This is a genomic window from Bacillus sp. HY001 (genome assembly GCF_007558965.1).
GTDB classification, from domain to species: Bacteria; Bacillota; Bacilli; order Bacillales; family Bacillaceae_G; genus Bacillus_A; species Bacillus_A mobilis.
The window spans coordinates 417499-430882 of record NZ_VLTE01000005.1 but is presented as its reverse complement, the minus strand read 5'-3'; the positions used below and the strand labels follow the sequence as shown (position 1 = coordinate 430882).

The 13384-nt window shown below is 36.3% G+C and carries 16 protein-coding genes; all 16 read left to right on the top strand.

Annotated elements, in window-relative coordinates; all coding sequences use genetic code 11:
* Positions 1–68: 68 nt before the first annotated feature.
* The 16 genes from FOT98_RS05015 (at position 69) to FOT98_RS04935 (ending at position 13245) form a co-directional block, all read left to right on the top strand.
* The gene (locus tag FOT98_RS05015; protein WP_001190162.1) at positions 69–818 is read left to right on the top strand and encodes a 16S rRNA (uracil(1498)-N(3))-methyltransferase; all 750 of its coding nucleotides are present in this window, start codon (positions 69–71) and stop codon (positions 816–818) included.
* Positions 819–824: 6 nt separating this feature from the next.
* Complete coding sequence (mtaB, locus tag FOT98_RS05010; protein WP_063260790.1) at positions 825–2177, top strand: tRNA (N(6)-L-threonylcarbamoyladenosine(37)-C(2))-methylthiotransferase MtaB; 1353 nt, start codon at positions 825–827, stop codon at positions 2175–2177.
* A gap of 459 nt (positions 2178–2636) precedes the next feature.
* A complete protein-coding gene (gene rpsU / locus FOT98_RS05000; protein ID WP_000048061.1) occupies positions 2637–2810 on the top strand; it encodes a 30S ribosomal protein S21 in 174 nt (57 codons plus the stop codon).
* 15 nt (positions 2811–2825) lie between these two features.
* Positions 2826–3269 carry a GatB/YqeY domain-containing protein gene (locus FOT98_RS04995; RefSeq protein ID WP_000054579.1) on the top strand — a complete coding sequence of 148 codons (444 nt, stop codon included), beginning with the start codon at positions 2826–2828 and terminating at the stop codon, positions 3267–3269.
* Positions 3270–3377: 108 nt separating this feature from the next.
* Positions 3378–3671, top strand: coding sequence for a sporulation protein YqfC (yqfC, locus tag FOT98_RS04990; protein ID WP_000732264.1), 294 nt, complete (start codon positions 3378–3380; stop codon positions 3669–3671).
* Positions 3672–3849: 178 nt separating this feature from the next.
* A complete protein-coding gene (gene yqfD / locus FOT98_RS04985) occupies positions 3850–5049 on the top strand; it encodes a sporulation protein YqfD (protein ID WP_061677307.1) in 1200 nt (399 codons plus the stop codon).
* A gap of 3 nt (positions 5050–5052) precedes the next feature.
* Positions 5053–6012, top strand: a complete 960-nt coding sequence (locus FOT98_RS04980) for a PhoH family protein (protein ID WP_063260791.1) — start codon at positions 5053–5055, stop codon at positions 6010–6012.
* Between the two features lie 193 nt (positions 6013–6205).
* Positions 6206–8350, top strand: coding sequence for an HD family phosphohydrolase (locus tag FOT98_RS04975; RefSeq protein ID WP_000942638.1), 2145 nt, complete (start codon positions 6206–6208; stop codon positions 8348–8350).
* On the top strand, positions 8347–8817 hold the full coding sequence (ybeY, locus tag FOT98_RS04970; RefSeq protein WP_000054689.1) for an rRNA maturation RNase YbeY: 471 nt from the start codon (positions 8347–8349) through the stop codon (positions 8815–8817). Before FOT98_RS04975 ends, ybeY begins: the two co-directional genes overlap by 4 nt.
* Entirely contained in the window at positions 8814–9167 is a 354-nt protein-coding gene (locus FOT98_RS04965; RefSeq protein WP_063260792.1) for a diacylglycerol kinase family protein, read from the top strand. Before ybeY ends, FOT98_RS04965 begins: the two co-directional genes overlap by 4 nt.
* A 99-nt stretch (positions 9168–9266) precedes the next feature.
* The gene (locus tag FOT98_RS04960; protein WP_063260793.1) at positions 9267–9665 is read left to right on the top strand and encodes a cytidine deaminase; all 399 of its coding nucleotides are present in this window, start codon (positions 9267–9269) and stop codon (positions 9663–9665) included.
* A complete protein-coding gene (gene era, locus FOT98_RS04955; RefSeq protein WP_061677310.1) occupies positions 9658–10563 on the top strand; it encodes a GTPase Era in 906 nt (301 codons plus the stop codon). Before FOT98_RS04960 ends, era begins: the two co-directional genes overlap by 8 nt.
* 176 nt (positions 10564–10739) lie before the next feature.
* On the top strand, positions 10740–10883 hold the full coding sequence (locus FOT98_RS04950; protein ID WP_000883924.1) for a YqzL family protein: 144 nt from the start codon (positions 10740–10742) through the stop codon (positions 10881–10883).
* Positions 10884–10916: 33 nt separating this feature from the next.
* On the top strand, positions 10917–11663 hold the full coding sequence (gene recO, locus FOT98_RS04945) for a DNA repair protein RecO (protein WP_000487012.1): 747 nt from the start codon (positions 10917–10919) through the stop codon (positions 11661–11663).
* 107 nt (positions 11664–11770) lie between these two features.
* A complete protein-coding gene (ccpN, locus tag FOT98_RS04940) occupies positions 11771–12403 on the top strand; it encodes a transcriptional regulator CcpN (RefSeq protein WP_000583755.1) in 633 nt (210 codons plus the stop codon).
* A gap of 29 nt (positions 12404–12432) precedes the next feature.
* Positions 12433–13245, top strand: coding sequence for a pyruvate, water dikinase regulatory protein (locus FOT98_RS04935; protein ID WP_000368939.1), 813 nt, complete (start codon positions 12433–12435; stop codon positions 13243–13245).
* The last annotated feature ends 139 nt before the right edge of the window (positions 13246–13384 follow it).

The following is a 13384-nucleotide window of genomic DNA, read 5'->3' as shown; positions in this document are numbered from 1 at the left end:
TGATAACGTTTCGTTCTTTTCGTAAGTATTGACTTACGAAAGGAACGAAACTCTACTAAGGTGATTATATGCAACGTTATTTTGTAGAAGAGAAATATGTAAATGAGACAAGTATTCGCATTGTAGGTGATGACGTACATCATATCGCAAGAGTGATGCGTATGTCAGCTGGTGATCACATTTATTGCTGTGTAAACGGAAAAACAGCCGTATGTTCAATTGATGAAATTACCAGTGAATTTATTAATACGGCTATTGTAGAATGGGTAGAGGCGTCAAGTGAACTTCCTGTTTTCGTGACGATTGCAAGTGGACTGCCGAAAGGAGACAAGCTAGAGTTAATTTTTCAAAAAGGAACTGAGCTTGGGGCAGCTGCATTCTTACCATTTCAAGCATCTCGCTCTATTGTAAAATGGGATGCGAAAAAAGCTGATAAAAAAGTTGAGCGTTTAAGAAAAATTGTGAAAGAAGCTGCGGAACAATCACATAGAAGTGAAGTTCCAGAAGTGCATGCTCCGGCATCGTTTAAACAATTGCTTTCGATGAGTGGTGAGTATGATGTTTGTCTTGTTGCTTACGAAGAGGAAGCAAAACAAGGCGAGAAATCTAACTTTGCGAAAGCTTTAACGACGATGAAACCAGGTCAAAAGCTATTGATTGTATTTGGCCCAGAAGGCGGTTTAGCTGAGGAAGAGATTACAACGCTTCGTGAACATAAATTTGTACCATGTAGTTTAGGACCAAGAATTTTAAGAACAGAAACGGCGCCGTTATACGCGTTAAGTGCTGCTTCGTATCATTTTGAATTGATGGGGTGATGATCAATGTCAACTGTTGCGTTCCATACGTTAGGTTGTAAAGTAAACCACTATGAAACAGAAGCCATTTGGCAATTGTTTAAACAAGGTGGATATGAAAGAACTGAATATGAAAAGAAATCTGATGTATACGTTATTAATACGTGTACAGTAACGAATACGGGAGATAAGAAAAGCCGTCAAGTTATTAGACGTGCTGTTCGCCAAAACCCGGATGCGGTTATTTGTGTAACTGGATGTTATGCACAAACATCTCCAGCGGAAATTATGGCGATTCCAGGTGTAGATATTGTAGTTGGTACACAGGATCGCGAAAAGATGTTAGGATACATCGAAGAATTCCGCAAAGAGCGTCAGCCAATTAATGCCGTCCGCAACATTATGAAGACACGTGTATACGAAGAACTGGATGTACCTTATTTCACGGATCGTACACGTGCATCTTTAAAAATACAAGAAGGTTGTAATAACTTCTGTACATTCTGTATTATTCCTTGGGCGCGTGGTTTAATGCGCTCTCGTGATGGGAAAGAAGTTATTAAACAAGCGCAGCAATTAGTAGATGCAGGTTATAAAGAAATCGTATTAACAGGTATTCATACAGGTGGGTACGGTGAAGATATTAAAGATTATAACTTAGCTGGATTACTTCGTGATATGGAAGCGGAAGTAGGCGGATTAAAACGTCTTCGTATTTCTTCTATTGAAGCGAGTCAGATTTCAGATGAAGTAATTGAAGTGTTAGATAAGTCTGAAGTAGTTGTACGTCACTTACACATTCCGTTGCAATCTGGATCTAATACAGTATTAAAACGTATGCGTCGTAAGTATACGATGGAATTTTTCCAAGAGCGTTTAGATCGTTTGAAAGAAGCGTTACCAGGTCTTGCGATTACATCGGACGTAATTGTTGGTTTCCCAGGTGAAACAGAAGAAGAATTCATGGAAACATACAATTTCATTAAAGAGAATCGCTTCTCTGAGTTACACGTATTCCCTTACTCAAAACGTACGGGAACACCTGCAGCGCGTATGGAAGATCAAGTTCCTGAAGATGTGAAGAACGATCGTGTTCACCGTTTAATTGAACTATCTAATCAATTAGCAAAAGAGTATGCGTCACAGTTTGAAGGCGAAGTACTTGAAATCATTCCAGAAGAGCGATTTAAAGAGGGCGACCGCGAAGGGTTATATGTAGGTTATACAGATAACTACTTGAAAATTGTATTTGAAGGATCAGAAGAATTAATTGGTAAACTAGTGAAAGTGAAAATTACGAAAGCCGGTTATCCATATAACGAAGCGCAATTTGTTCGTGTTCTTGAAGATGATGTAAAAAAAGAATCAGCAAGCGCATAAATTGAAACTTTAATCAGTGAGGCATCCCCCACTGATTATCAGCCCGACCCCCACCTAAGTTCTTTATTTTCGCTGAATTTTGAGGAGGGGGTCTTACTGCCTTACTGTCTTGGTAAATAGCGGGATAAAAAGGCATGCAAACGGAAACGATTTGCATGCTTTTTTGTGGAGAATTTAAGTGCTGAAAAAGCAGGTACATCGAATGAGTAGTTATTTAATATTTTCTTGTATTAAAAAAGGTGTAAAGATAAAAATATAGTTGTCTTCAGAGGGAAAGAATAATAGCTATCTACATAGCTTTTGAACAGGGAAGGGCATCTATTCTTCTTTTATTCTGCCAAATAGTTGACCTGAAGTGATAAAATGTATTATAATCGTAAAAGACATGCTGAAGAAGGGTTTCTTTTTGCATGCTGAAATTAGTATGTAAGTGTGATGTTTCGGAGGGAGGGAAAGAGAATGTCAAAAACAGTCGTTCGTAAAAACGAGTCTTTGGAGGATGCACTTCGCCGTTTTAAAAGATCGGTTTCTAAAACTGGTACACTTGCTGAAGCAAGAAAGCGCGAGTTTTATGAAAAGCCAAGTGTAAAACGTAAGAAGAAATCTGAAGCGGCAAGAAAGCGTAAATTCTAAGAGAGGGTGTAAGTTATGAGTCTTCTCGGTCGTTTAAACGATGATATGAAACAAGCGATGAAGAATAAACAAAAAGAAAAATTAACCGTTATTCGTATGGTTAAGGCTGCTTTACAAAATGAAGGTATTAAACTGCAACATACTCTTACTGAAGAAGAGGAACTAACAGTTTTAGCTCGTGAAGTAAAACAGTATAAGGACTCCCTCCTTGAATTTAAAAAAGCTGGTCGTGAAGACCTTGTTAATAAACTGCAAAGTGAAATTCAGATTTTAAGCGCATATTTGCCGGAGCAATTAACAGAAGAAGAACTAGCGAATGTAATTAAGCAAGTTATTTCTGAAGTTGGTGCGACATCTAAAGCAGATATGGGTAAGGTGATGACTGCTGTTATGCCGAAAGTAAAAGGTAAAACAGACGGATCACTTGTGAATAAGTTGGTTATCCAACTATTAGCATAAAAAAACGTCTCATTTCGTATGAGACGTTTTTTTATGCTTTTTTTCAGTTTGGACGTGATATTACAAGCTCTTTTTTCATACATATGGGATGAGAGGGGGTCTTTTGAGATGAAAAAATTAGAACAAATGAAGAATTGGTTAACAAAGCAAATAGACCTGCCAGTGGATGTGCTAATGGATCTACCTCGGATCACGCTTGTCGGGCAAGTGCATATCTATATAGAAAATCATCGAGGTTTATTAGTGTTTTCAGATAAAGAAGTAAGATTGTTATTAAAGCACGGTCAATTATTAATTAAAGGGCAATCCTTTATTATTAAAACAATCCTTCCAGAAGAACTTTTACTTGAAGGAATAATTGAGCAAGTGACGTTTTTAGAAAACGAAAAAAAAGAGGAGTGAGGGAAACTTCCATATGTGAAGTTTTTCTTCGTTATTTTCGTGATTCGACCTTACTATTGATTTTATCTCGCTATTTATGGGTGGTAGAACTCTTTATTTCATTTTCGTACGAGCTATTTTGCTAATTAAAGCGAAAAAAGTAGTGTGTATACTTTTGGAAAGGTAGTGGAGATAGTAGATGAAAAATAAATGGTTTATAAAGTGGCTTGGATATGTAAAAGTGCGAATTGAAGGTAGAGGAGCGGAACGGTTCGTTAACGAATGTGTGCGTAGAAAATTATTAGTTTGGGATGTTAAGAAGATTGCTGATGAAACGTTAGTTTTTTGTATGTTATTACGAGATGTGAAGAAAATAAAACCAATTTATAGAAAAAATGAATGTAAACTATATTTTATTGGGCGTTACGGTTTTCCTTTTTTGAATAAGCGTTTAATTAAAAATAGTGGATTCTTAATTGGTTTTTTAATTTTCTTTTTTGGCATGATTGCATTATCTAATATGGTTTGGAAAATTGAAATTACAGGAGCGAAACCTGAAACAGAATATATATTGATGAAAGAATTGGACAAAATGGGTATTAAAAAAGGAAAATTACAATTCCAGATGCCTAATGTAGAAGATGTACAGCGTCACTTGACAGACAATATTAATGCGATTACTTGGGCGGGACTAGAAATAAGAGGAACGACGTACCATTTTAAAATTGTTGAAAAAAACGAGCCGAAAAAAGAAAAGGAACAAAGGCCGCAAAATTTAGTAGCAAAAAAAGAAGCAATTGTGACAAAAACATTTGTTGAAGTAGGAAAACCAGTTGTCTTGAAAAATGACCATGTCGAAAAAGGGCAGCTTCTCGTATCAGGGATATACGGTAATGAGGAGAGTCCGACGATTGTTTCGGCCCAAGGTATTGTATATGGAGAAACGTGGTACACATCTGAGGTGAATGTGCCACTAAAGACGCAATTTCAAGTATATACTGGCAATGCATATAATGAGCATTACCTTGCATTTGGGAGTACGAAAATAAAAATATGGGGATTTCAACATGATAAGTATAAACGCTCTCGTACGGAAAGTGTAAAACACGATGTGAAACTATTTGGTTTTACACTGCCAATCGCGTACGAAAAAGATATTGTGCGAGAAGAGGAAGAAGCGAATCGGGAATATACAGAAAAACAGGCAATGAAAGTAGCGAAAGAGATGGCTGAAAAAGAACTAAAGAAAAAATTGGATGAACATGCTATGATTGTAAGTGATAAGATTTTGAGTAAACAGGTTGAGGCGGATCAACTAAAAGTCACATTGCATTATACTGTGATCGAAAATATTGCAGAGCCACAACCAATATCCGAATCCGATATTCAAGGAGACTGAGTAATGGCAGAACAATTAGTAGAAATGAACCAACAATTGGAAAATACTAACGAAGCAATCGCTCTTTTTGGAGTCAATGATGCTCATTTGAAAGTAATTGAACGGGAACTGAATGTATCGATCGTAACTAGAGGTGAAACTGTTCATGCATCTGGAGCAGTTGAAACTGTGACACTCGTAGAAAAAATCTTACAGCAATTACTTGTTGTTATTCGAAAAGGTGTATCAATTGCAGAAAGAGATGTTGCGTATGCAATTCAGCTCGCACAACAAGGGAAAATTGCTCAATTTGAAGAGTTATATGAAGAAGAAATCTTTAAAACGGCAAAAGGTAAATCCATTCGTGTAAAAACAATGGGGCAAAGAAGATATATTCATGCAATGAAGAAGAATGATGTTGTATTTGGAATAGGACCTGCTGGGACTGGGAAAACATACTTAGCTGTAGTAATGGCTGTAAGAGCTCTAAAGCAAGGGTATGTAAAGAAAATCATTTTAACGAGACCGGCTGTAGAAGCTGGAGAAAGTTTAGGGTTTTTACCAGGTGATTTGAAAGAGAAAGTAGATCCATATTTACGTCCATTGTATGATGCGTTGCACGATATTCTTGGACAAGAATATACACAGCGTATGATGGAGCGAGGTGTAATTGAAATTGCGCCTCTAGCTTATATGAGAGGGCGTACGCTCGATGATTCATTTGTTATTTTAGATGAAGCGCAAAATACAACGGGTGCACAAATAAAAATGTTTTTAACTAGATTAGGTTTTAGTTCTAAAATGGTTATTACGGGAGACCCTTCACAAGTAGACTTACCAAAAGGGGTAAAATCAGGGCTTTCGCTAGCTTCTAACATTTTATCTGGTGTATCAGGTCTTTCGTTCATTACATTAGAACAAACGGACGTTGTGAGGCATCCGCTGGTGCAACGTATTATTGAGGCATATGATAAAATGGAATGATCCTATTTGTCAGGATCATTTCTTTTTGTATTAAGGTTGGCGAACGGCATATTTTTTACTATCATAAAAGATAAGAGAAATAAACTATAGGTACTGGTGTATCAAAGTGTTCTCTAAAAGTATCGTTGGCTAGAAGAAATGAAAGCTATAAATAGTTTCACTTTATTTCTGGAGAGGAGAAGGTATTGAAATCATGTTAAGAGCTCAAGAAATTTCTAAGTGGTTTCGTAATTTACAACATTCGAAAAAACTAAGTTGGATTTCTTACGTTTTGTTAGGAGCAGTGCTGTTTTTTGCACTTATGAATAATGTAAAACCAGAGCAATTAGATGTTGATATGTATTCTATTGCGAAAAAAACAATTCATTCTCCTATTAAAATTGAAGATAAGGTTATAACGGACAGAAAAAAACAAGAGGCTGCTCAAAAAGTCGGGGATCAATATACATATAGAAGTGAATATAAACAAAATAGAGTAGATATTGTAAATGATGTTTTTGCTAAGGTAAATGAAGTAATTCAAGAGATGAAAGCTGCTGGACCTGAAGAGCAAAAAAAGATGACCGATGCAAATAAATTAGAAAAGTTGAAGAAGAAGTTACCATCTAATTTAACAAAAGAATTATCGGATGAGAATTTATTATACTTTATTAATGCAGAACCAGATCAATTAGAATTAGCAAAAAACGCGGCTTTAACGTCTGTTAGTGTTATTATGGGTGGAAATATTAAAATGTCCGAAGAAATAGCAGCAAAAGAGCGATTTGTTAATGAAATGAAAAGCCTCAATGTGAATAGCGGCTTGAAGGAAGCTGTGAATGCGCTAGGATCATATGCGATTACAGCAAATTATTTTTATGATCCAGCTGTAACGAAAGAGAAGAAGAAAGCAGAAGAGGACTTGGTTCCACCTGTTTATATCCTTCAAGGACAAGTTATTGTTAGAGAAGGTGAAACAATTTCAAGTGATATGTATAATCAATTGAAATTAGTCGGTTTATTAGAGAAAGGTAATAGTTTTCAGCCTTATGTTGGATTAGCAGTGCTCATTGGTGTGTTACTGTACTTTATGCATAAGCAGTTTGAAGTATTTTTACAGCGCAAAAGAGAAGACCGGCCGTACATTTTAGCGTATATTACAATTTTGTCTATCACGATTGTTTTAATGAAAATTATTAGTTTGTTTCAAAAGCTTGAATATGCAGGAATTGCGTATGTTGTCCCAGTTGCGATGGGAACAATACTTGTAAAACTAATGATTGGCGATCGATTTGTATTTTTAACAAGTATGATTTTTTCTGTGTGCGGAAGTATTATGTTTAATGAAGGAGTAACAAGTACACTGAATTATAGTGTCGGTATTTATGTGCTATTAAGTTCATTATCAGTAAGCATTTTCTTAAGAGAAAAAAATCGTCGTACGATGATTTTGCAAGCTGGTATACTCGTTTCTATCTTAAATGTAGTCGTCTTAGCGGCGTTATTATTATTACGTAATGGGAATTTTTCACCTCTTGAAATTGGAACACAATTATTGATGGCTTCCGTTTCAGGTATTATCTCATCCGTTTTAGCGATGGGGATATTACCATATTTAGAGAGTGGACTTGGGATTGTATCAAGCATGAAGCTTATGGAACTATCAAGTCCGAATCATCCGCTTTTGCGTAGAATTTTGTTAGAAGCGCCAGGAACATATCACCACAGTGTAATGGTAGCGAATCTTTCTGAGGCAGCATGTGAAGCGGTTGGAGCAAATGGTGTATTAGCACGTGTAGGGGCGTATTATCATGATGTAGGAAAAACAGTACAACCGCAATTCTTTATTGAAAACCAGATGGGAATTGAAAATCCACATGATAAATTAGATCCTGTGACGAGTAAAGATATTATCATTGCTCATGTAACAGATGGAGTCAGAATGCTCGAAGAATACCATATTCCGCAAGAAATTATCGATATTGCTGGACAACACCATGGTACAACATTACTTAAATATTTTTATTATAAGGCGATTAAAGAAGATAAAGAAAAATATACAGAAGAGATGTTCCGCTATCCGGGATCAAAAGCAACTTCTAAAGAGTCGGCAATTGTTGGTATTGCTGATAGTGTTGAGGCGGCGGTACGTTCTATGAATCACCCAACGCCAGATCAAATAAATAATTTAGTACAAAGTATTATTAAAGATCGCCTGCAAGATGGGCAATTTAGTGAATGTGATTTGACGTTTAAGGAACTACAAATCGTTGGAAAAACGTTATGTGAAACGTTAAATGGTATTTTCCATTCGCGTATTACATATCCGGAACTACCGGAAGAGAAGGAGAAAGAATGAGTTTATTAATTGATTTCATTGATGAAACAGAAGAAGTGAAAGAAGAATATGTGAATTTAATTCGTGAGATATTAGAAAAAGCAGCTCAAATGGAAAAAATAGAGGATGGTGCGGAGTTATCAGTGACATTTGTAGATAATGAACGCATTCGCGAGATTAATCGTGATTACCGAGATAAGGATCAGCCTACTGATGTCATTTCCTTTGCTATGGAAGAAATGGGAGAAGGAGAGATGGAAATTGTAGGTGCAGAGATGCCTCGTATGTTAGGTGACCTTATTATTTCTATTCCGAGAGCGAAAGAACAAGCTGAAGAGTATGGACATTCTTTTGATCGTGAACTTGGCTTTTTAGCGTTACATGGCTTTTTACATTTACTTGGTTATGACCACATGACAGAAGAGGATGAAAAAGAAATGTTTGGAAGACAAAAAGAAATTTTAGAGGCATTTGGATTAGGTCGATGAAAAAAGGAAAATTTATAAATAGTTTTGGATATGCTATAGCAGGTATATTCTTTTGTCTTCGTCATGAACGAAATATGAAAATTCATTATTTAGCCGCAGTCATTGTTATATGCTGCGGCTTTTATTTCCATATTACGAAAGTAGAGTGGATGGTATTACTTATTGTAATAGGAATTGTAATGAGTTTAGAGATGGTAAATACGGCTGTGGAAAAAACAGTAGATTTAGCGACTACTGATATACATCCGTTTGCGAAAATTGCAAAGGATGTCGCAGCCGGAGCGGTTTTATTGTTTGCGATAATAGCCGTTATAATTGGTGCTATTATCTTTTTGCCGTATGTGGTATAGTTGCATTCCAAAGCTTTTATTAAGCTTTGGAAGTGCCGTAAAGGCCTTTAATCAGAGAGTGTATCTATTCACAGCTGTGGACAGGAAGGATGCGGGAACATGAATAGTGAACAATTAATTCAAGAAGCAATCGAAGCGCGTAAACAAGCGTACGTACCATATTCTAAATTTCAAGTAGGTGCAGCATTATTAACACAGGATGGAAAAGTATATCGTGGATGTAATGTTGAGAATGCATCATATGGCTTATGTAACTGTGCAGAAAGAACAGCTTTATTTAAGGCGGTTTCTGAAGGAGATAAAGAGTTTGTAGCTATCGCAATTGTGGCGGATACAAAGCGTCCGGTACCTCCTTGTGGAGCATGTCGCCAAGTTATGGTAGAATTATGTAAACAGGATACGAAAGTATACCTATCAAATTTACATGGTGACGTTCAAGAGACGACAGTCGGAGAATTGTTGCCAGGAGCATTTTTAGCGGAGGATTTACATGAATAGAAAAGGTTATAAATCAGGTTTTGTCTCTATTATTGGCAGACCGAATGTTGGAAAATCTACATTTTTAAATCGTATTATCGGCCAGAAAATTGCCATTATGAGTGACAAGCCACAAACAACTCGTAATAAAATTCAAGGCGTATATACAGAAAATGATTCACAAGTAATTTTCATTGATACACCAGGAATACATAAACCTAAACATAAATTAGGCGACTTCATGGTGAAGATGGCTCAAACGACATTAAAAGAAGTTGATATTGTTCTGTTTATGGTCAATGCAGTTGAAGGATTTGGTCGTGGTGAAGAATTTATCATTGAGAAATTAAAAGAAACGAAACAACCAGTATTTTTAGTAATTAATAAAATCGACCAACTTCATCCAGAGCAATTATTAGAGTTAATCGATCAATACCGCAAACTATATGAGTTTGCAGAGATTGTACCAATTTCTGCATTAGACGGTAATAATGTGGACGCTTTAATTGGAACAATTAAAAAGTATTTACCAGAAGGACCACAATACTATCCAGATAATCAAGTAACGGATCATCCAGAGAGATTTATTATTTCAGAGCTTATTCGTGAGAAAGTACTACATTTAACACGTGAAGAAGTGCCGCATTCTGTGGCTGTTGTTATCGATGCAATTCAAAAACGCGAAGGCGGGGCAGTTTATATCAATGCAACGATTGTTGTGGAACGTCCATCGCAAAAAGGGATTATTATCGGGAAACAAGGGAAGATGTTAAAAGAAGTTGGTAAGCGAGCACGTTTTGATATTGAAGCATTACTTGGTTCTAAAGTATTTTTAGAAGTATGGGTAAAAGTGCAAAAAGATTGGCGTAATAAAATGTCTCAGCTTCGTGACCTTGGTTTCCGCGAAGACGAGTACTAAAATAGAGTAAAGCTGTAATCAGCGGATGTTTTGTTCATCCGCTGATTATTGGTTTTTATGAGTTTTGATAAATTAGGAAAAATTTTTCTCACATGAAAATGGACAAAATGGGTCAATTTAATAACAACAAAGGAAATTGGTTTATAGGCTACGCTTATTGAGAAAGGTGGATTCTTATGCTAGATTTTACCTGGAAGTTTTTCTCCAAAACAGGAAGCATTGAAACGTACTTGCTTTTGAAAGAAATGGAAAAAGACGTAAACGATGAGATGGATCAACATGAAGAGGAGCTAGCACATCTAGACTCTCCAATTTCTTGACCCGTTTTGTTCAAACCTTGGATGGTGACGAACATGTTTCAAAAAGTTGAGGGCATCGTTATCCGTACGACAGATTACGGAGAAACGAACAAGATTGTTACAATATTCTCAAGAGAATTGGGTAAGGTAAGTGCAATGGCAAGAGGAGCGAAAAAACCGAAAAGCCGGTTAGCATCTGTTTCGCAACTTATGACACATGGTAATTTTCTTATTCAAATGGGATCTGGACTTGGAACTTTACAACAAGGCGAGATTATTTCAACTATGAAAGAAATTCGCGAGGATATATTTTTAACTGCTTATGCATCATTTATTGTTGAGTTAACTGATAAAGCAACAGAAGATAAAAAACATAATCCATATTTATTTGAAATGTTATATCAAACGTTGCATTATATGTGTGAGGGTGTTGATTCAGAAGTATTATCATTAATTTATCAAACGAAAATGCTTCCGGTATTAGGGATGCGCCCGTATTTTGATACATGTGCGATTTGTCATCAAGAAACAGATTTTGTCGCCTTCTCTGTCCGAGAAGGCGGTTTTCTGTGCTCGCGTCATGCTGAACAAGACCAGTATCGTATACCAGTGGGGGAAGCTGTACATAAATTATTACGTCTTTTCTACCACTTCGATTTACATAGACTTGGGAATGTATCAGTGAAGGATAGCACAAAAAAACAAATGCGTTTAGTATTAAATACATATTATGATGAATATTGCGGGATTTATTTGAAATCAAGACGTTTCTTAGAACAACTTGATAAGTTTCAAATATAATTTGGGGCCGTATACGGTCCTTTTTACATCCTATCTTTTTCAAATAGCATATTTAGTATATAATATTTAAGAGATAGTATAACTTTTTTCGTTGTGCACTGAAGGTGGTGATTATCATAGAGCTGAATAAACGGCAAGAACATATCATTCAGATTGTAAAAGATCACGGTCCTATTACAGGGGAGTCAATTGCTGCGCAATTGGGATTAACACGTGCAACGCTAAGACCAGACTTAGCAATTTTAACGATGGCTGGTTATTTAGAAGCGCGTCCACGCGTAGGTTATTTTTATACGGGTAAAACTGGGGGGCAGCTATTATCTGAAGCTGTTAAGAAAATTAAAGTACAAGATTATCAATCTAGACCGGCTGTAATTGATAAAAATGTATCAGTATACGATGCGATTTGTACGATGTTTTTAGAGGACGTAGGTACATTATTCGTTGTAGATCAATCGACTCTATTAGTTGGCGTTGTATCTCGTAAAGATTTATTACGAGCTAGCCTAGGAAAGCAGGATTTAACCTCTCTTCCGGTTAATATTATCATGACAAGGATGCCAAACATTGCGATGTGTCGTAGAGAAGATTCTTTATATGATATTGCGATGGAATTAATAGAAAGACAGATTGATGCGATGCCAGTTGTAAAAGATACGAAACAAGGTTTAGAAGTGATTGGACGAATTACAAAAACAAATATTACACGTGCGTTTGTAAACTTAGTAAATAACGAATAAGTGTAATTTGTTTAAAGTGAGGTAATGTAATGGATAATAAAATCGTATATGTCGTATCTGACTCTGTTGGAGAAACGGCTGATTTGGTTGTTCGAGCAGCGATGGGGCAATTCCCATTCGCTCCTGATATTAGACGTGTACCGTATGTAGAAGATACAGGGACATTAAAAGAAGTGATTTCAATTGCTAAGAGCAATCAAGCGCTTATTTGTTTCACGTTAGTAAAGCCTGACATGCGCCAGTATTTAGTGACAGAGGCCGCGAAAGAAGGCGTAGAGGCATATGATATTATCGGGCCTCTTATCGATCAAATTGAAGAAATTACAGGGCAAGTACCAAGATATGAGCCGGGTGTTGTTCGTAGATTAGATGAAGAATACTTTAAAAAGATTGAAGCGATTGAGTTTGCTGTAAAGTATGATGATGGTAGAGACGCACGTGGTATTTTAAAAGCAGATATCGTGTTGATTGGGATTTCGCGAACATCAAAAACACCACTTTCTCAATATTTAGCTCATAACAAACGTTTGAAAGTTGCCAATGTACCGCTCGTACCAGAAGTAGATCCACCTGAAGAGTTATATCAAGTGGCTAAAGAAAAATGCTTCGGTTTGAAAATTACGCCAGATAAGTTGAATCATATTCGAAAAGAGCGATTGAAATCACTTGGATTAAGTGACGGTGCAACATATGCCAATATTAATCGTATTAAAGAAGAAATTGATCACTTTGAGAATGTAGTCGGTAAAATAGATTGTCAAGTAATTGATGTATCGAATAAAGCGATTGAAGAAACAGCTAACATTATTGTGAATGCAGTGCAAAACCAAAAATTGTTTTAGCACATTTACCAAAGGTGAATGTGCTTTTTTCGCTCATGAAAAAAGCAATGCCTGTTGATTTCGTAATAGATTATAGCGGAGTGGTTATACTTATATTCTTCTGTCTTTTTATTAGGCTAAAGGTAGGGTTTCGTTATCC

What these genes read in the sequence shown, in the direction of transcription:
- FOT98_RS05015 (WP_001190162.1), top strand. Translation starts at nt 69, where the DNA reads ATGCAACGTTATTTTGTAGAAGAGAAATATGTAAATGAGACAAGTATT.
- mtaB (WP_063260790.1), top strand. Translation starts at nt 825, where the DNA reads ATGTCAACTGTTGCGTTCCATACGTTAGGTTGTAAAGTAAACCACTAT.
- rpsU (WP_000048061.1), top strand. Translation starts at nt 2,637, where the DNA reads ATGTCAAAAACAGTCGTTCGTAAAAACGAGTCTTTGGAGGATGCACTT.
- FOT98_RS04995 (WP_000054579.1), top strand. Translation starts at nt 2,826, where the DNA reads ATGAGTCTTCTCGGTCGTTTAAACGATGATATGAAACAAGCGATGAAG.
- yqfC (WP_000732264.1), top strand. Translation starts at nt 3,378, where the DNA reads ATGAAAAAATTAGAACAAATGAAGAATTGGTTAACAAAGCAAATAGAC.
- yqfD (WP_061677307.1), top strand. Translation starts at nt 3,850, where the DNA reads ATGAAAAATAAATGGTTTATAAAGTGGCTTGGATATGTAAAAGTGCGA.
- FOT98_RS04980 (WP_063260791.1), top strand. Translation starts at nt 5,053, where the DNA reads ATGGCAGAACAATTAGTAGAAATGAACCAACAATTGGAAAATACTAAC.
- FOT98_RS04975 (WP_000942638.1), top strand. Translation starts at nt 6,206, where the DNA reads ATGTTAAGAGCTCAAGAAATTTCTAAGTGGTTTCGTAATTTACAACAT.
- ybeY (WP_000054689.1), top strand. Translation starts at nt 8,347, where the DNA reads ATGAGTTTATTAATTGATTTCATTGATGAAACAGAAGAAGTGAAAGAA.
- FOT98_RS04965 (WP_063260792.1), top strand. Translation starts at nt 8,814, where the DNA reads ATGAAAAAAGGAAAATTTATAAATAGTTTTGGATATGCTATAGCAGGT.
- FOT98_RS04960 (WP_063260793.1), top strand. Translation starts at nt 9,267, where the DNA reads ATGAATAGTGAACAATTAATTCAAGAAGCAATCGAAGCGCGTAAACAA.
- era (WP_061677310.1), top strand. Translation starts at nt 9,658, where the DNA reads ATGAATAGAAAAGGTTATAAATCAGGTTTTGTCTCTATTATTGGCAGA.
- FOT98_RS04950 (WP_000883924.1), top strand. Translation starts at nt 10,740, where the DNA reads ATGCTAGATTTTACCTGGAAGTTTTTCTCCAAAACAGGAAGCATTGAA.
- recO (WP_000487012.1), top strand. Translation starts at nt 10,917, where the DNA reads ATGTTTCAAAAAGTTGAGGGCATCGTTATCCGTACGACAGATTACGGA.
- FOT98_RS04935 (WP_000368939.1), top strand. Translation starts at nt 12,433, where the DNA reads ATGGATAATAAAATCGTATATGTCGTATCTGACTCTGTTGGAGAAACG.